General features: G+C 41.1%; 11 protein-coding genes. 1 reads left to right on the forward strand and 10 read right to left on the reverse strand.

Annotated features, from left to right (window positions below; genetic code table 11):
* The first annotated feature begins 386 nt into the window (after window positions 1-386).
* Window positions 387-2429, forward strand: coding sequence for a hypothetical protein (locus AAEM60_RS21110; RefSeq protein ID WP_341357042.1), 2043 nt, complete (start codon window positions 387-389; stop codon window positions 2427-2429).
* A 153-nt stretch (window positions 2430-2582) separates the two neighbouring features.
* Here the strand turns inward: AAEM60_RS21110 and AAEM60_RS21115 are convergent, their stop codons facing one another.
* The 10 genes from AAEM60_RS21115 to AAEM60_RS21160 all read right to left on the reverse strand — a co-directional run bounded on the left by AAEM60_RS21115 (window position 2583) and on the right by AAEM60_RS21160 (window position 17887).
* Entirely contained in the window at window positions 2583-2885 is a 303-nt protein-coding gene (locus tag AAEM60_RS21115) for a DUF5658 family protein (RefSeq protein ID WP_341357043.1), read from the reverse strand.
* 381 nt (window positions 2886-3266) lie between these two features.
* Window positions 3267-8852 carry a pullulanase gene (locus AAEM60_RS21120; RefSeq protein WP_341357044.1) on the reverse strand — a complete coding sequence of 1862 codons (5586 nt, stop codon included), beginning with the start codon at window positions 8850-8852 and terminating at the stop codon, window positions 3267-3269.
* A gap of 648 nt (window positions 8853-9500) precedes the next feature.
* Window positions 9501-11609: a hypothetical protein gene (locus tag AAEM60_RS21125; RefSeq protein ID WP_341357045.1), complete on the reverse strand. Its 2109-nt coding sequence runs from the start codon at window positions 11607-11609 to the stop codon at window positions 9501-9503.
* 14 nt (window positions 11610-11623) lie between these two features.
* Window positions 11624-12550 carry a DUF1672 family protein gene (locus tag AAEM60_RS21130; protein WP_341357046.1) on the reverse strand — a complete coding sequence of 309 codons (927 nt, stop codon included), beginning with the start codon at window positions 12548-12550 and terminating at the stop codon, window positions 11624-11626.
* Between the two features lie 401 nt (window positions 12551-12951).
* Window positions 12952-13338, reverse strand: coding sequence for a DUF1672 family protein (locus AAEM60_RS21135; RefSeq protein ID WP_341357047.1), 387 nt, complete (start codon window positions 13336-13338; stop codon window positions 12952-12954).
* Window positions 13319-13681 carry a DUF1672 family protein gene (locus AAEM60_RS21140; RefSeq protein WP_341357048.1) on the reverse strand — a complete coding sequence of 121 codons (363 nt, stop codon included), beginning with the start codon at window positions 13679-13681 and terminating at the stop codon, window positions 13319-13321. Before AAEM60_RS21140 ends, AAEM60_RS21135 begins: the two co-directional genes overlap by 20 nt.
* Window positions 13682-13856: 175 nt before the next feature.
* Window positions 13857-14780: a DUF1672 family protein gene (locus AAEM60_RS21145; protein WP_341357049.1), complete on the reverse strand. Its 924-nt coding sequence runs from the start codon at window positions 14778-14780 to the stop codon at window positions 13857-13859.
* A gap of 916 nt (window positions 14781-15696) precedes the next feature.
* Entirely contained in the window at window positions 15697-16269 is a 573-nt protein-coding gene (locus AAEM60_RS21150; RefSeq protein ID WP_341357050.1) for a signal peptidase I, read from the reverse strand.
* 23 nt (window positions 16270-16292) lie between these two features.
* Window positions 16293-17162 (reverse strand): amyloid fiber anchoring/assembly protein TapA, encoded by an 870-nt coding sequence (gene tapA / locus AAEM60_RS21155; protein WP_341357051.1) that lies wholly within the window; start codon window positions 17160-17162, stop codon window positions 16293-16295.
* 131 nt (window positions 17163-17293) lie between these two features.
* Complete coding sequence (locus tag AAEM60_RS21160) at window positions 17294-17887, reverse strand: CalY family protein (RefSeq protein ID WP_341357052.1); 594 nt, start codon at window positions 17885-17887, stop codon at window positions 17294-17296.
* Window positions 17888-18868 lie beyond the last annotated feature (981 nt).

The raw sequence follows: 18868 nt of genomic DNA on the forward strand, positions 1-18868 counted from the left end.
AAAAGAATATACCACATTTTTAAATCTTATATCAATAGGAAATTCATTAATCCTTCCAAAATGGTGTTTTTTTAATTCTTTTAATAACTACAAGGCCCTCCTGCTCTCCCATATTGAAGAATTCAGTAAAGTATCACTACATCGTCATATTTAAACTATTAGCAACTAAGATCCCCCTTCAATTCTTCTTCCTCATTAAATTGTAGTATCAATTCCGGTTTTCAAATTTAATTTTGCACGCACCCAATAATTTCATAAAAGAGGTCCGTCCCTCATCGCTTTAAAGCGATGTGGGACCGACCTCTTTTTCAGGTTTAAGCTTGTTTACACACTATCTTTATGAGTTGAATACGATAGTAGTAGATTATGAATGAGGTGATGGATTCATGGAGCTTCCAACGATTTTGTGTGGGCCGATTGTTCGTCGGGTGGAACCTGCACAAGCTTTTATTTGGATTGCATTGAGCAAGCCATATGATATTAAAGCGGAGTTATTCAAGATAAAACTGGGTAACGAATCTCAATGTTTTGACTATATGAGCATAGCCTGTGAGACTGAGACGAAAACGGTACAAGCAGGAAAGAACTTATATATAAGTTTAATTAACATTTCTCCACAAGCCGGATCTTTTCCTACTAATAAATTATTAGGGTACAATTTATTGTTTGATGATAGTAATGAAACACTGGACCTGGGCAGCTTCGACTTACTCTCCCCTACTCACCCACACTCGATTGTCTACGAAAATCTCGCTTACCCTACCTTTTATATTAACGAAGGAACTCCATCGAATATTCTATACGGTTCATGTCGAAAGCTCCACGGGGAGGGGGCGGATGTGTTGTCAGAAGCAGATCATGTCATTGCAACGTCTTATATTCATACTGACAGACCTTCCTCTCTATTTTTAATGGGAGATCAAATATATGCTGATGATGTGGCAGATCCCATTTTTAAAATCATAACAAGGTTCGGAAAAGAGCTGGTGGGACAAGAGGAAGACCTATGTGCCGTCGACCCCCGCTTAGAAGAAGAGCCTTTTAGACAGGGACTTCAACAAATCAATGGCAGGCAATATATGACGGAACACTTTTGCAAATTCACTTCCAGAAAAGCGGCAAATCATCTGTTAAGCTTGAGTGACTATGCAGCCATGTATATTTTGTCGTGGAGTCCCTCATTATGGGAGCTCGCACATAAGGAAGGGATGTTCGATACCTTTCAAGAAGCAGTTGATAACAATGAAGTCTATTTCGCTTTTAAGGATTGTCAAAGCAAAGAGCATAAAACGGAATATCGGCGGCTTCAAGACCGCTACCAAAAGCAGATGAAAGAACTGGCTCATCTGGAGGAAGCCTTGTATTCTGTCAGAAGAGTACTGGCCAATACCCCGACCTATATGATGTTTGATGACCACGATATGTCAGATGATTGGAACCTGACACAGGATTGGAAAACGAGCGTTTGGAACGCTCCTTTAGGAAGACATGTCATTAGTAACGGCTTGGCATCCTATTGGCTTTTTCAAGGCTGGGGAAATGAGCCCGATACGTTTACCCATTTCGGTCAAACCATGCAAACCTACTTTGACTCTTTTCATCCCGGTTCACTCCCCCACTCCAACTGGGTACAGGCTCTATGGAACTATGAATCTTGGCATTTCACCGCCCCCACTGCACCAAAGGCTGTATTTCTTGATACAAGGACCCAGCGCGGTTATGTGAATAAACCAAAGCCTGTGAAGGTAGGAAGACGAATAGATGAAGAAAGATATAGTCCAAACCTTATTAATCAGGAGGGATGGTACAGGATTTCCACTAAACTGACCGCGTCTGGTTGGAATGAAGGTGAGCCCTTAATCCTTGTATCCCCTGCTCCCCTTTACGGAATCGGATTAATTGAAAACTTTCTACATGACTATATGCTTCCACTGAGGACGTTTGGTTTACCTGTCCAAAGCGACTTTGATTTAGAAGCATGGAAATACAACGGGAAAGGCTTTAGCGACTTCCTTCATCAGGTATTAGCCTGGAACCCAAGTGACTGCATCATCTTATCAGGCGATGTGCATTCGGCTTCGTCCGTTACATCTGATATTACCTTTCGTGATGGCCGGACCCTTACGATTCATCAGTTCACAAGCAGCCCGATCAAGAATATGAGCTATACAGGGATTTGGGGTGCCATCATGAAATTCATCATTGCCTTAAATGCCAGAAAAAGGACCGACCGGACGATCTACCGGTACTGTGATCATCAGTTTGATCTATTTCAGGAGGAACAGGAAAGTAGCACTCCTTCTGACTATGTATGGAAGGAAAGCATTCGTTACAGGCATATAAACGATTCTTCGATTATTGAAACCAATAATAACATTGGGTTGTTAAGGGACGGAGGGACAGGTCCGGTGTCCCGGATCATTGTTTAGGGACAACAAGCCTCTCCTATTGTCCGGAAAACTAATTCGCTCTCTTCTTTTTGGCTATCAAGCGACTCCAAATAGAAGAGAAAGTACATAGTCATTCGCCCCTATGTGAATGAGACGTTATAGCTGTCCCGGGTCTCGTCTCCGCCCTTCAGTTCAGATAACCTCCATTAGCCAATAACCATGCATCATACAGGTAAAACTATAAGAGGCTGCCGCAATGACTGAGACACTGAGTAAGACATTAGAAAACTTTTTATCCGGATGGAGTTTGTAAAGAAGAATAAATAAGGATAGAGAAAGCCCACCTTTCAATAGGAGAAATAACCAGGGACTGGCGGAGTAAAGATTATTCATTAAAGGATTGGCTTCTGTCATGTAATCGAAATGTAGCCCATACAGGGTCAGAAATGCATCTAAGAGGTTTATAATTGCGATGTAAAGAAGAAGTTGCCTCATGGAATGGACCTCCCTGTTCATTATACAAGATATTTATTGTTCTTTTTCGAGAACATATAAGTCTATTATATTACAGATGACCGATTTATACGAGATAATAAATCCGTTAAAAAGAACTTCAAAGGTTTGGTTTTTAAAATAACCATCGTGTCGATGTTTCCTTCCGTTGCTAAGATGTTTTCAATATTAAACAAACGTTTATTAAGTTGATTTTGTGCCATTACTTATAGAGATTCAGCAATCAATCATACGTTTGTTTAAAAATGACACTGGCTGGATTCTTCTTTCTGCAACACTTTTTTAAATAGTCTCAATCCTAAACAAAACCCCAACCCTTTCTCTCAGGGTTGAGGTTGTTTGTTTTTATCCATTTCTATCATACTATTGCTTCTTTTTCTTCCCCTTCTCATCCACCTTGATCACAACAGTGGTCAAAGGATCCAAAGTCAAAGTATCTTTGGTCAATGTAAAGCCAGACTTCTTAGAAACCGGCTTAGTTCCCGCTTCGTCGTTGTCTACTACAACCTTACCTTTAGAGAAGTCATAGTCACCCACCGATAGGGTACGCGCTTCGCTATCCGCATTGACGAATACGTAGTACTCACCCGTACCATCTGTAGATGCATTCTTGTAAGCTAGCAACAAGTCTGTATCCTGGATTTCAGGCAAGTCAAGCAGTGATACATTCTGATCAACCAGCTCTTTCTCACCCAATCGGAAAGCATTGGTTGATCTTCTGAGCTTAATCAAACCTTCTGTATATTCTCTCGTAGTTGTATTAACTTCATACTTCTTCTTATTCGTTGCTTTTTCCCAGTCAAACTTATTGATAGCGTCGGATGAATCATATGAGTCGTGAATGAAGTAGCCGAATGGGTTTCCTTCTTCATCTTCCAGCTCATGGTATTTCTGTTCCGGTACGCCTTCCCCTAGCCATTGCTTCGTTCGTCCATATTCCTGACCAGCGTGGATAAAGGCCGTTCCTTGTGATGTCAGGATCATGGAGTTCCCAAGGCGGATACGCTTATGAATCTCCAGGTTGTTTTCCGGGATGGCCGGATCCTTTTTGATCGATTGGGCAATGACATCGTATAACGGCAGGTTGTCATGTGCTGCGATGTATTGGACCATGTCGCCCGGGTCGTCGTCTGCCGTGTTGCCCGGCTGTCCTTTGATGTTGTTAAAAATCGTGTTGATGTCGCGTGCGCCGTTTGTCAGGAATCGTGGCTCACCTTCTGAACCGAATCCGGATTTCAGTTCATTACGGATTTCGTCGGAGAAGACTCCTACGTCGTCGGTTTTGTCCATCCAATCTTGATCCGCTCCCATTCCTTCTAATGAAGGATCGGATAAGTGACCGGCGAATGTTCTCCAGCCTTCACCGATGAACAATGCATCCGGGTTGATTTCAGCCGCTGCGTCATAGGCTTTTTGAATGGATGGGTAGGTTGCGTCGCCCATCATATCGAATCGCATACCATCGATTTTGTATTCGTCAAACCAGTATTTCACTGAGTCGACCATCAGCTTTTCAGCCATGGTATGGTTGGTTGCCAGGTTGTTTCCGAAACCTCCAAGGAAGTTTCCTTTGTCGTCCTGGAACGCATAGTAGTTTGGAACGATATCGTTCAGTGTGCTTGTTTTAGCCATATGCGTGTAGACCACGTCGAGGACGACACCCATACCCTTGTCATGAATCGCGTCGATCAATCGCTTCGTTTCTTCGATTCGTAATTGTGGATCAGTGGCATCCTGTGAATACGCACCATCCGGGGAAAAATAACTGTGAGGGTCATAGCCCCAGTTGTATTCATTTCCTCCCGCTGAATACTCAAGCTCCCGTTCGCCCATATTCGTTTCATCGCCGTAGTACCAGGCCATGATGGGAAGCAGTTGAACGTGTGTCACACCCATTGACTTGATATAATCAAGCTTTTTGATGAAGGCGTCATAGGTGCCCCATCTTTCCTTCTTCAAATCTTTTTCAATTGAAGGGTCGGACGTAAAGTCACGGACGTGGACTTCGTAAATGACCGCATCTTCACGTTTTTCATAGCCATCAATGGAAGCATAACTGAATTTCTTAGGATCGGTTCCTGTTAAATCGACGATCGCTGCCTTCCCGACATTATCGCCGTCAGGCCCAGCTTCACCCTCTGTATTCACTGTAAAAGCAGCCATTGATTTCGCGTAAGGATCCAATACTTTTTTCGTTATGCCGTCATTGGTTACTTCATATTGATAGTAGTAACCTTTCAAATCTTTCACCTTTAAGTCATTCGCTTTTACGTCTGTTGACCAGACACCTTTTTCACCAAGGGTCAGTTCCACACTGCCGATTGGTTTTGCGGCATCTTTATTATCAAAGAAGTTCGCGACTACCTTGCTTGCTTTCGGTGCCCATAGTTTTAAGGTCGCGTTTCCTTTATTATATGTGGCACCGAGGTCGTCACCATCATAGGCATACTTGTTATCGATCAGTCTCCAGCCAGCTGCCGCTTTAACGGTTCTGCCTGAGTAGGTGATGGATAACGGCAGTTTTTCCAGGTCAAAATCAGCTTTTACTTCCACTGTTTTGTCTCCGGTGATTTCAGCACTTTCCACTGTCACATCGGATCCGGCACTGTCTTTCATGGCTAAACCGGACAATAACGCTTCCTCTGTCAAACCATCTGTCATCGTGAAGTTCAGACGGATCGTATCGTCAGAAATGACCTCGGAAGAAATCAGTCCCGTTGCTACGTCGCCATGTGGGGAAATGTAGACATTGTCTTCACCCTGCTTCACCCACAGATGATCATATTTATCCAGTAAGTTGAAGGACTTGTCTCCGCCATCTTTCTCTCCCGTAGCTTCATTCACTACCAGGAATCCAAGGCTTTTAGCACCTTCATTAAGTTCAACATCTACGTAAGCACCATAACGGTCCTTTTTCGTAAAATCAATGGCATCTGCCGGCCACGTGGCAGGGGCATTCTTCACGTCTCCCCACGTCCATAAACCGAAGTTTTCATAATTCCCGTCTTCACGCTCATAATGAATACGCACCGTGTTTTCCGGCAGATCAACCGGCTCATACGTATACACTTTATCCGATCCTTGTTGGATCCAAATCTCGTTTACCTCAGGTGAAGTGATCGTAAATCCTTTATCTCCACCATCTTTACCGGCATCGCCTTTTGTAATATCCATTACAAGGAAGCCGATGTTTTTCGCACCCTCAGCAAGTGGTACGTCAATGTACGCGCCGTAGCTGTCGGTCTTTTCAAACATGGTAGCACCTGTCGGCCAGTTTGCCGATGGTGATTCCACGTCATTCCATAGCCATGCACCGTAGTTTTCGTAATTTCCATCGGTACGGTTATAGTGGATGCGGATGTTGTTTTCCGGAACCGGCTCTACTTCAGGATCTTCTCCCCCTGAACCTGATCCAGCTTCAGCACCTGTAATCTTACCGCCTTCAACGGTCAGCAATGCGGTACCGCCGTCTGCTTTGGAAGGTAGAGTCATCGTAATCTCATTTCCTCCGTCAGCATTGAATGTCTCACCGGAATACGCATTCGTCACGACTGCATCCGGAGAATCCACTGTCAACGTGATCTCTTTCGCTTCGTCCGCCACGTTCAACCCAACGTAGACAGAGTCCTCTTTATAGTCACGGGAGAATACGAGGAATTTATCGCTATTCGAACCACCGACAGTCTTTCTCTCCCCTTTAGCAAACACATCGGAATGTGCCCCTCTAAAGTTTAAAATCTTCGTATAGTGCTCTAACACGTCATTATTTTCTACATCATCCCAGGCAAAATCATAACGGTTATCATACTGAGGATAATTGTTTGCACCGCTTTGCCCTAGTTCTTCACCATAATAAATGACCGGCTGCCCCTTCGACGTTGCCTGAAGTGAAGCGGCCACTTTCAGCTTGCCTTCATCTCCGCCTAACGAATACAAGAAGCCGTCTTCGTCATGACTTCCTAAAAATTGACCGAGTGTTGCCGTGTTATCAATCTTTCCGTTTCGTGCCGTCAGCTTATCATTGGCTGCTTTCAGGTCGCCGTTTACAAAATCTTTAGCTATACCTTTGAAACCGAAGTCCAGAAGGGAGTCCATCATTCCGGTATCAAGATATCCCAGCTGATTGTCTGAACTTGCTCCCCAAGCTTCACCAATCATCTTGTGCTGAGGCATTTTTTCCGTGATGGCGTTTTTAAAGGCCATCCACGTAGCATCTTCCACGTGCTTCACAGTGTCGACGCGGAAATAATCGATCGTATTCCCTTTTGCCGTTGTCGCTTTCTCGATCCAATCCGTTTGCCAATCGATGATTTGCTGGCGGACTTCTGGATTTTCCGTGATGACGTCTGGTAATCCTGCTAGTTCTCCGACAACTTCATCCGTGCCAACATTGCCTTGGCGTACGATGTCGCTGTACTTGTTGCGTTCTGCATCCGTCGGGTAACCTGGTGGACGCTGATCGGTGGCTAAGTCACCATCGATCTCTTTTAACCCATACCCCGTATGATTCAAGACCACATCGACCATGATTTTAATGCCGCGGTCATGTGCCTCATCGATTAAGGTATGGAACTCCTCCATTGATCCAAAGTGAGGATTCAGCTCACCGAAGTTACTCGCCCAGTAGCCGTGGTAACCAAAATAAGGCTGATCCGATTCCCCGTTTGTTTCAACGGAACGGACATCATACTTAATATTTTCAACGACCGGACTGATCCAGATCGTATTCACGCCAAGGTTATCAAGGTAATCAAGTTTCTCCGTGATTCCCTTGAAATCTCCACCCTGGTACGTACCGCGTTTGCTTTGATCATAATTCAAATTGTAAGGATCATCATTCGACGTATCCCCATTGAAGAATCGATCTGTCAGCATAAAATAAATAATAGATTCATCCCAATCAAGATCCGAATCGCCGACAGACTGTCTTGCATTTACTTCGATTTCAGTCGTTCCCTCATAATAGTTCCCGTATGAATCCACTACGGTCAGAGGAATCGTTTTCGTCCCTGCCGTAATGTCATCATCGACGGCTAATGTCACTTCTTTTAATGAAGGATCGATTTCAAGTTTCTCTGATCCGCCAAGTGAAGAAACATCTGCCGTGATCTTTTGGATTTTCACATCCTCTGTCAGTCCAGCTACATCAACCGTCAAGACAGCGTTCTCATTATAGTCCACAGCAGTTGGAGCCACTGAACCAGTAACCGTCAGATCAGCTTTTTGGAAATCAAGAAATGATTGCCCGTCCATTGAATTGTAAGGGTCACTTACTTCTGTCGTTTCACCGTCTTTTGTGACCAGGAATGAGTACGGGTTCTTTCCATTCGGAATGTTCTCGTATGATAGAACGAATCTCTCATTCTCTGGTTCATACGTCATTTCCTTTGTTTCCCCGTTGTACTTCAACTCTACCTTTTCGATTGAATCCATCGTATCGTTTGCGAACAATTCTTTATCACGATAATAGAACGTCGCACTCCCCTGATCGATGACCGGGGCCGATCCATCAGGCACAATGCGGATTTCCTCGACACCGCTTGTTATGTACGCCTTGGTGAGGGTGTCGTTTTTGTTCACTTTTATAAAACGATCGCCAAACTCCTTCTCCGCCGTATTCCAGTCCTCGGTACTGCGAAGAACGAAACCGAATTGCTCTGTTTCAGGTGCAACGGCAATGTTCGCTACCGCCACTCCGTTTTCATAGGAGTCAAAGTTGATTTGATCATTCTTTACTCCTGTGTTCCAGGCCCATATATTCCAGCCGTCATACGTTTGGTCTTCACGCTCATATGTGAAGCGTACTGTGCGTTCACCCGTATCAGCTGCGTCAGTCGTGGTATTTCCATCCGCGACAGCAGAAGCTGCCGGTGCAAACGGTGACCACAGACTGATGAGTATCATCAAAGTCATAAAAATCGAGAATCGACGCTTTGTCTTATTTCCCATTCATGTTTTCCCCCTCTTAAATTGGATTAATAGAATAATAGAAGTGCTCTTGATGATTGTGGAAACGTTTGCACAAAGAGTTAAAAAAATGTGAGATCAATATTAATGTAGTTATTTCGAACTAGTGCAAACGCTTGCAATTTTCTGTCTTTTTTATTTTACAATAAATTCAAAGGAGTGGCTATATGACAAAAGGGGGATTTTTTTCCTATTATTAGTGTAAACATAGTGGCTGCTTTATAGTAGTAGATGATTTCACTACAGGATGCTTCTTTTGGGGTGAGACTTTGCTCGATTGAAGGTCCAAAGGCTATATTTTGTATGCTTATGGACGGAAAATGACTTTAGATTGTCTTTTTTTTCAGCTGGAGGGGGAAGCTGAACGGATTGGCGGGTGCCGGTATGGCTTTTGATTCTGATACGGAACCCTCTCGCAGTTAAATCCATCCTGATTGGGCAATTTTCAATCCTGTTTTGAGATTATTAATCCTGATTTTGATTTATTGATCCTCATTACGATTAATTGATCCTTCGTGTCAAATTTTCTTTGTCGGGGCGCCCGGAAGCAGTAATCATTCAAGTCGACGTTTCTCATCTACCGATTGCAAAAGAGCCAAAAAAAAATAGGAACAAGCGGATGCCTTGTTCCTACAATGTCACACGATCCACTTGTTGACGAAGTTGGATCATGTTATCTTTCACTCGTTGTGAAATTTCACATAATGCTTCAATCGAATTTCCTTTATGTTGACTGAGCTGGTGGACGATGTCGTCAAAGAGCATTTCCATTTCTTCATGGATGGCCATGGCCGATACATTGTAAATATGGATATTGGAGTAGCTCGTCAGATCAAAAATCGCCGAGTCGATATAAGGTCTGAAGCTGTCCAGTAACGCCGGGAATCCAATCGTCAATCGGGTCAATCCGTCTCGGAGTCCTTCAATGGTCGCAGCCAACTCATCGATCGGCTCCAGTGCGGAAGAAACGTACGAGCGGATTTTGTCATCGAAATCAGAGAAGATGCTGATGAGCTTTCCAGGAACCGTCCCACTTAGGGCAATATTCATGGCACCATTGATTTGAGCGGAGATGACCTCCAATGTGTTTTCGATGGCAAAAGCAAGCCCAGTCAAACCTCCCAATAGCGGCAATAGAAAACGGTGTGAAACTCCCTTGAAAGCTTCAAAGGATCCATCCAGGTAGATCTCTTTCACCTTCATACCGATAAGCATGTGATGAGACGTTTCCAGCACGTAGTCGTTCTTCTTCGGCATCACTACTTCATGTTGAACCGAGGCCCCCCCTGAAATGCTTGCACTTAAAGAAGAATCACGTTCTCCAAAGTTTTTTGCAAGGTCCCCAACCTGACTCTGAAATTCTGCTATGTGACTATTCATCTGCGCACTATTGAAGTTGATAATCTTATAGTGTGCCAGCATCTCGTTCACAAGAAGATCCTCCAAGGTTTCTTTCCCCCCGCTAAATAGCTCAGGAATTTCTTTATGAAGGATGTTCTGCAGGAATCCTGTCAAACTGGTAATCTCCTGTTTGAATTCAAGCAGCTGATTCCGGGCCTGACCGAAAATACTTTCGACACTGACGCTTCGGTTGAATAAGTGCTCCACGAGTTCGACAGGTGGGGAATTCAAAACACCATTGAGAGATTTACTGGCGTTTTCAGCCATATTCAAAAGAGAAATAAGATGGTCGATCTCCGAGGTCAAACGATGTCCCGTCGTCGTGATGCCTATGAATAAAGGGTTCCCGATCAAATTTTCGAAGGAATCCTCAAAGATCATCTGCAGGCGGCTCAACCGCTCGGAGTACCGGTCTCCCTCATGCTGGGCGATTTCCTGTGAATGGATCAAGTAGTCCCCGGCATACCCCAACCTTGTGGTGACATCACCTGCCAGGGCCTCAGCCAACAGGTTAAGATTCTCACGATTGATTTCGATCCTTTCCGAATGACCGCCATAGAGGGGTTCCCCCGTCCAGATGCTAGTCATGATGTGGGCATCGGCTTCAACATGGATTTCACCGTAACCAGGTTCCCCATCTAGACCAATTACGTATTTCCCACCATCGGTATACCCCGTATGATTGTTTGTCAGGATACTGAACTTCTCGCCGATCACCGGTATCCCTGTCGAAATATCGTATCTCTTTCCTGGAATTCGCGAATCAAGATTCAGGGCAATGAGAGTTCCGGTTAAGACGTCATAGTTGGTGAAGTAATTGGTGATGTTGTCGTAGCTTTTGTTAGGATCGATCACCCCTTTTGGAAGAAGTGCCGGGTTTAGGGTAACTGCTTTAATATCTGGGCGATTTCTGACGGCGTAGGTTGCTAATGGACCACCAAGAGAGTTTCCCGTGGCGTATTTCACTCCGCCTTTATTTTTACTTTCCTTATCTACTTTTGCGAGATAACTTTCCGCTGCCTCCAGTTGGGGGAGTGTCAAATCGCTTAAAAGTTGGACATCTGTTAATAAATCTTGATTCCCGTTTACAGCACCTGCATCTGTACCAACATAAATTACTGAAATTTCTTTTGTCTTAAAGTTCTCGACTGTTAGAGCATCAAGTCCTGATGGGTGTTCATACATTGTGTCTATGACCTTATAGTCATGACCATTAACGGTTACTTTGTCAGTAACTTTTGGATGCTCATAAGCAACTAACCCAGCTAATTCAACTAAATCTTTATCCATATTAATTTTATTTACTTCTTGTATAAGTGGTTTTTGTAATTTAGTCATATCCCAAATCACCTTTATTTAGATTTAATTAATTCAGTTTTTATTGAATTATCCTTATATCCCTCAGATGATTCTTTGTGTACACCATTATCATTGATTATGATTTGATAAGTCCCATTAGGAATTGAATTCAATTTTTCTAAATCATTTGATACTTTATCTAGAATACTTTTACTCGGAGATACTTTATCCTCTTTCATAAATAGAATAATATTAATGTTTATATATTGTTCATCAAATGATTTTTTATCGAATGCATTTTTCAGGTCTTCTATGTTGGTATTCGAATTTTCCATATATAAATCATACACTGGCTGTATTGCCTCATCACCATTAAATGAAGTAATCGAATAATAGGGAGTCATGAAACCTGATCCGCCAACATTCTGAAGTGATTCAACAGTTCTACCCACTACCTCTTTTTCGGATACAACTCCATCAAGATAATTATCCAGATTAATAAACTCATCTTCGAAAATCAGTCTATACAAACCTTCTCGAATTCCTTCTTCAACAACATCTTCCTGGGACCTTACTTCTTCGGAAATGATTTCTTTAGTTTTCTGGTTGATTGGAACAATGGCATAAGAATAAAAATGGACAGGTCCTGTCGACTCTACAAATACCGTCACTCCATCTACATTTCCTACTAGATTATGAACTTTTACCTCAGTCTTATATTTTTCTAAGAAAAATTCCTTGACCGCTTTTTCTACTTCTTCTCTTTTAGCTTCAGCAATTTTATCGTTTTCTTCACCATTATTTAATGTGTACCCTTCACCTTTATAATCTTGCACTCTTTCATACTGAGCTGCCACTTCATTTTGTGCACTTTCCTTTTCATCCACACCATTACCATTCGCATTATCCATATTCATACATCCTCCAAGTAATAATGAAAGTCCGATTCCATATATAATCCACTTATTTTTTCTGTTCATGAATGTCTGATCCTCCTAATTGGATGGGTTCATTTAAAGAATTACCTTTATATTGTATAAAAGTCTGTAAAGTATTAACAGTTCAATCGGGTAATACTTAGAGCAATCCAGTAAAACAGGAAAAAAGTAGGGGAGCAGACTTCTTCGTTACGTTTCTTTCATCCTATTCATTTCACATATTCAACTTATGTCTTCAGACTCATATATTTGTATAATTACCCCAATTATTCAAATGATAACCTATAAGTTCTGAAAATAAATCTCCTGAAATTTAAGCTTATCACCAGGTCGGGAGTAGCTAGATAATCATAGTGGGTCACACAGCTCACCACTTTAACATTACTTCTTTACAATGGAATCCGGAAACGTTAATTGCAAAGAATTATCTTTAATCCCATCGTCTACTTTTTCGTAATTAAATTATCATTAATGATTACACTGTAATTTCCTTTAGGTATCAAGCTCATAGACCTAATATCCTGCTGAACTTTATTAAATATTTCTTTATTAGGTTCTACATTTTCACTCTCCATATATAACTGAATGGTAATATTATAATCTTCTGCTACGAAATCAGCTTTCGAAAATAGCGATTTAAGTTCACTGATGGGTATGCCAGGATCTTTCAGATATGCCTTATACACAGGTTGGATGGCTTTATCGTCCGGTGGAGTGGATAGATAAAAATAGGGGGTCATATAACCTGCCCTTCCGACATTTTCCAGTGATTTTTTCCTTTTCCCAACCACTTCATTTTCGGACTCTATCTTACTTAGATACTGGTCCATTAAATTCATCTTCAAATATAAGGTGATATAGACCTCCTTGAATGGCGCTCTCGCTTTCACCGTCCAAAGACGTAACGTCATCCTCTAATACCCTTTTGCGACTCAAATCGATTGGCACTATAGCGGTTGTAAAAAAGTGCACAGGTCCTTTCGACTCAACAAATACTGTCGCACCATCCACATTTCCGACTATGTTATGGACTTTGACATCTGTTTTATACTTTTCCATAAAGAAATCCTTAGCTGCTTTTTTTACTTCATCACTTTTTTCCTCTGCAATCTTACCTTCCTCTTCTCCATTTCTGAGGACATATCCGTCACCTTTATAATCTTGCACTCTCACAAAAGTATCTTTATATACTCCGTTAGCCTCTTTTGAATCAACATTGTTTTTTCATTATCCTGATACATACATCCACCAAGGAATAATAAAAGTCCGATTCCTCATATAACCCATTTATGTTTAGCATTCATATTTGTCTTATCCCTCTCTCTTCATAACCTCTATGTATGAGTACCTACTCCTTAACAATCTCATCCGGAGTCGTCTTTTCGAGGGAATTTTCTTTCACCCCTTCAAACGACTGTTTGAGGACTGTATTGTCATTGACGAAAATACTGTATGTTCCTTTTGGTATATCATCCATACTTTCAATATCGTTTACAACTCTATTAAATACCTTCTCATCCGGGTCAGTTTCTTTATCTTTCATAAATAAATTAATGACTACCTCAAAATAAGTAGGAATAAACGCTTGTTCATTGTAAGTAGCCTTTAATTTTTCTCTACTAACCCGGGGATCTTCCATGTATAGCTCATAAACTGGTTTAATTGCTTCATCATTTGAAACGGAGGAAGATAAAAAGTAATAAGGTGTCATATATCCTGATCCACCAACATTCTGAAGGGATTCAATCGTTCTTCCAGTAACGGGTTCTTCCTTTACAATTTTCTCTAAATACTCCTCCAAACGATCAAACTCGTCTTTAAATATTTTTCTGTATAAACCTTCTGTTATGGCACCCTCCACCTGTCCTTCTTGAGAAAACACATCGTCTGACAGAATTTTTTTATTTGATTGATCGATTGGAACAACTGCATACGTGTAAAAATGAAGAGGATTAGTTGATTCCACAAATACTGTAGCTCCGTCTATATTGCCTACAATATTATGGACATGTACCTCTGTCTTATATTCTTTCAAGAAAAAATCTTTTACCGCTTTCTCTACTTCTTCACGTTTGCCTTCGGCAATCTTGTCTGTTTCTTCCCCATTTTTCAGGGTGTATCCTTCTCCAATATACTCCTGGACACTTACAAATTGATTCTTCACCTGTTTTTTAGGATATTCTTTTTCATTCACACCATTCCCATTCGCACATCCGCCTAGCAACAATGGAAAGGCGATTCCGCATATAAACCATTTATTTTTAGTGACCATGAACGTATACACCTCCACTATTGAACTTAAAACATTCTTAATCCATCAGAAAAACATCCTCTTCTATCGAATTATCTTTAAACCCCTCAAAGGATTCTTTATGGACTCCATTATCATTTACCGCTACCCTGTAGGTCCCCCGGGGAATCGATCCAGCTTATTAAATTCATTTTCAAAAATGAGACGATATGATCCCCCCTTGATCCTGTCCTCTACTTGCCCCTCTTCCGTAAACACGCGATCCGTCAGCACCTTTTCCTACTTCCCCACGATTGGATTCTGCAATTTTGTCGGTTTCTTTTCTATTTGGGAGGGTGTATCCTTGTCCATTATAGTCCTGGACGCTTACATATCCACCTTCCTCTACCCCTTCCTGAGAAGAAATGCCACCTCCGAGCAGCAAGAAAATAAAAGAAATACAAATGATCCATGCTCCGGTTTTGTTAATACCTATGTAACTCGCCCTGAATAACTTTTGTAGTACTTCTTTATTGTAAAAGATAGTGTAAAATATTAACAGTTTGAGGATTTTAAGTTATTGTTCCAAAGAGGTTTTAAATAGCAGAGAAATAAGGAATATCACTAACGTGGGAATGAGAGGAATAGTGAAGTGTTACCGAAAAGGGTCCCGTAATCTATTAAGGATTGATGAAACTCTATTGAATCAGAAGTTCTTTCAGATCATCTTCCTTCACCATGGTCAATATTTCAAGTGGCAAGAAAACAGGAAAAAGCTGATTACATTACATAATCAGCCTATACACGAGCTTCTTAAGTACAGAGATAATTCCTTTGGACTGAGGTTCATTTTGAGTGGCTTTAACTGCGGAACGATAGCTTTTTTCAAGTGAATCTTGTTATAAACAAATGAAAAAAGAGAAGCAAAAGGTCCGTCCCTCGCTTCTCTTAAAACAAATTAAGATACATTCTTCTCTATCGCATCTACCTTTTTTGCTGAAAGATCGATGGTCGAGATGGCTTTCCAGATCGTAAAACCTGAATATAAAAGGAGTAAAACTCCCGGGATGATGAACATCAATGCACCGTTTTTCGAATTCATGAAATTCATGAAGTATCCTATATAGGGAATCGTGAACCCATTGTATTCTGCCACTACATTTTCAGATAGCACAGGTTCAAGGTCCGGAGCGTCGTTATTGTCCCCTTTTGTTTTATACATTACATGTTCTCCGCTCTTTATCACTTCCAAAACCCGGTGAGTGATGAGAATGTTCTCTTTCTCTTTAAATGTAATAACATCGCCTTCTTTAAAACGGGTCATATCTCCCCCGGGCTTCACCGCAATGATTGATCCCGTTTGGATATCAGGTTCCATCGACCCTGATAATACTGTCTTTATTTGATAGCCCATGAATTGGGGTTCCCCACCGGCTGCCTTGGATGAAACGACAACAAATATCATTATGAACAATACAGCATACAGAACGACCGTAATACTCGTACTTAGTATTCTTTTTGCTAGCTTCATTTTTTATCAACCTTACCTTTCTTTTACTCTTGATTACTAGTTTTATCAGGTGAAGCTGGAGATGGTTCTACCTGTTCTTCTTCCTTGGATGGGGGCGCTTCTGAATTTTGGACACTTGCTCCTGTAACTTCGGGTTGTGCATTCTCTTCTGGTTCTGGCTCAGCAGGTACTGCAGGCTGTTCAGGTTCTTGCTTTTCCTCTTCCTGTGGTGGAGATTCTTCCTTATTGTTCTCTTTAATTTGATCATTAGCTGTGTCAGTTTCGGTTACTTCCTGTTCTTCTTTTTTGTCTATTTCTTCTGGTGGCACAGGTTTACTTTCATCTCCGCCCTTATCAGGGGCTTTTGGTGTTTCTTTGTCGCACTTTATAGTAATTGTTTCACTCCATAATTCATGTCTGGTATCTTCCTTATTTCCGTGTCCTGGGCGTTGAAGGGCTTTGAATTTATAAGATCCCGGCTTAGTTGTGTTAAAGACGATCTTGTCTGTTCCACCTTCAGGTATAGGTTGAATCATCCCACTACTTATCTTTTCACCGGCTTTCATAGGATTTTTTCCACCAGGTTCATAGAATACTTCATATTCCGTTGTACCTTGCATGGCACTTCCCGTATTCACAATTCTGGTTGAAATATCAATTGGGGAACAAGCCTTAACCGTCCTATCCTGTTGATCAGGGAAGCTTAGAGAACTGTTATCCCATATACTCCAAGTTCCAGCAGTGATTACACCAGTTACATGGTCTTGATCGTTAAAGTAGGCGCCTGTACTACCGTCTACAAAAGAAGTCGTGATGGTAGTGGCATACCAGATGACCATTAACTGACATAGAAGCTTCCACTTTTTTGTTGGGGTTTTGTGTTTTCTTGTTCTTGGGTATCTTATGGAGATCACATCCTTTGGATATGTGATGAATTAATTTCTTGAAGAAGTCAGAAGTTATATCCTTCTGACTTCTTCAGAAAATCAAATTATTATTTAATAGAAGAAAGGTGGGTGGGGACCCACCTTTCCATTATTCTATCTTAACGTTCTACACCTGCGCCTTGCTTACCATCAAATGTCCATTCTAGTTTAAGGGAATCGCCTTGGAATCTGTTTTGGTCTTGGCCATTCTCTACAAATTCGTATTGAACATAAAGAGTATCTGTACTCCCTGCAGCAAGGTTCCCTCCATGCTCAGCAAACCACCCACTCCAGAAATTCCCTTCAATAACATCTGGAGACATATTTTTCAAATCATATAAAGTTGTGGACCAAATTGGTGCATCTAATTTATCTGCATTTATTAAGAAATTAACTCGAATATGTTTTCCTAAATCTTCTGTATTGTTATTATTTGCATCGGTTACAGTGTATTTCGTCATTAAATCAATTGTTGCAATATCAAGCGTTCCACCATTAACTAATTCAAATGAACGTAGCATTGTATCTCCTGGTTTAATATTACCTACATCGACAATTGTTGTTGGATTTGCACTCAGATCTAATGTACCTGCTGCAAACGTTGCGTTAGCTTCTGCAGTATCACTAAAGTACGCATATGTACCTCCCCCAACTAATGCCAATCCTAGTGCCGCTGATGCTACGCCTAAACCTAATTTTTGCTTAATACTCATTTCTAAATTCCTCCTCGTTTTCATCCTATTATTCGGTTCGTTCAAAAGTTTATTTTGTTCTTTTTAACGAACCTTACACTTGAAGTATAAGACAAATGTCATAGATTGAAAAACTTCAAATCCGGTCGTTTATTCGTTAAAAAGAACAAAAAGCGTGGTTTTCCTCTATTTATCTCTATATATCTTATCTTTCTATTTATTATTGAGAACGTTTTGTTCTTTATAATATACACCCGAACGCGAGTCAAGGGACAGGTTCCCTGGCTCCCAATCACTTTACTCTGTGAATCCCTTTTCTGAATACTCCAGTCACCTTAGATAGTTGACTTTCCGATACACCTTTAGTGTTTTCAACATTGCTAAGAATTTATTTCTCCGTTCCTTATTCATTTTCTGAAACATGCTGTTGTTTGTAACTACTAGCTTGCACATATATAGTCGAACTTCGGATCTGTTTTACGATCGCTTAAAGTAACTTCTAGGCATGTACTTATAAACCGTGCATGACATAAAAGTCCACATCGGTTGTATTTGGTATTATTCCAATAAACGCAACTTGAACTGATTTTTTAATGAGGATAGGTATAGGGTCGGAGGTTTCTTTAATAAAACGTGAACATCATTATCCATAATGAAATAGGTAATAAGCTTATTATTACTTTTATACTTTAGTAACGTGCCGACAAATCTTTGCTTATCTTCGTCGTTTTAAAAATTGTTTGACTGTTGTTTCCTCAACATAATATGATAAATCCCACTTCTGCTCTTTATCCTGGCTTTCCTTGGCATTTAGCAAACCACCTTAACCCGTGTATTTTTTTATAGTTAACCATTTACTACCTCAGAAAACATTCACCCTCCTTTTATTATTCACATGAATACAAACTCTACTGTAAGTTCATTAATAAGGGCATTTTACTGGCTAACCATAGTTTTCACCTCTTCATATGCAATTAGAAAACGAAGTGCTATGTGTCTTGG

Source organism: Rossellomorea sp. y25, assembly GCF_038049935.1.
GTDB lineage: Bacteria > Bacillota > Bacilli > Bacillales > Bacillaceae_B > Rossellomorea.

Bases quoted from the DNA above. Each gene is read 5' to 3' on its own strand.
- AAEM60_RS21120 (WP_341357044.1), bottom strand. From the start codon at position 8,852: ATGGGAAATAAGACAAAGCGTCGATTCTCGATTTTTATGACTTTGATG.
- AAEM60_RS21115 (WP_341357043.1), bottom strand. From the start codon at position 2,885: ATGAGGCAACTTCTTCTTTACATCGCAATTATAAACCTCTTAGATGCA.
- AAEM60_RS21135 (WP_341357047.1), bottom strand. From the start codon at position 13,338: ATGGACCAGTATCTAAGTAAGATAGAGTCCGAAAATGAAGTGGTTGGG.
- AAEM60_RS21150 (WP_341357050.1), bottom strand. From the start codon at position 16,269: ATGAAGCTAGCAAAAAGAATACTAAGTACGAGTATTACGGTCGTTCTG.
- AAEM60_RS21110 (WP_341357042.1), top strand. From the start codon at position 387: ATGGAGCTTCCAACGATTTTGTGTGGGCCGATTGTTCGTCGGGTGGAA.
- AAEM60_RS21130 (WP_341357046.1), bottom strand. From the start codon at position 12,550: ATGAACAGAAAAAATAAGTGGATTATATATGGAATCGGACTTTCATTA.
- AAEM60_RS21160 (WP_341357052.1), bottom strand. From the start codon at position 17,887: ATGAGTATTAAGCAAAAATTAGGTTTAGGCGTAGCATCAGCGGCACTA.
- AAEM60_RS21145 (WP_341357049.1), bottom strand. From the start codon at position 14,780: ATGGTCACTAAAAATAAATGGTTTATATGCGGAATCGCCTTTCCATTG.
- AAEM60_RS21125 (WP_341357045.1), bottom strand. From the start codon at position 11,609: ATGACTAAATTACAAAAACCACTTATACAAGAAGTAAATAAAATTAAT.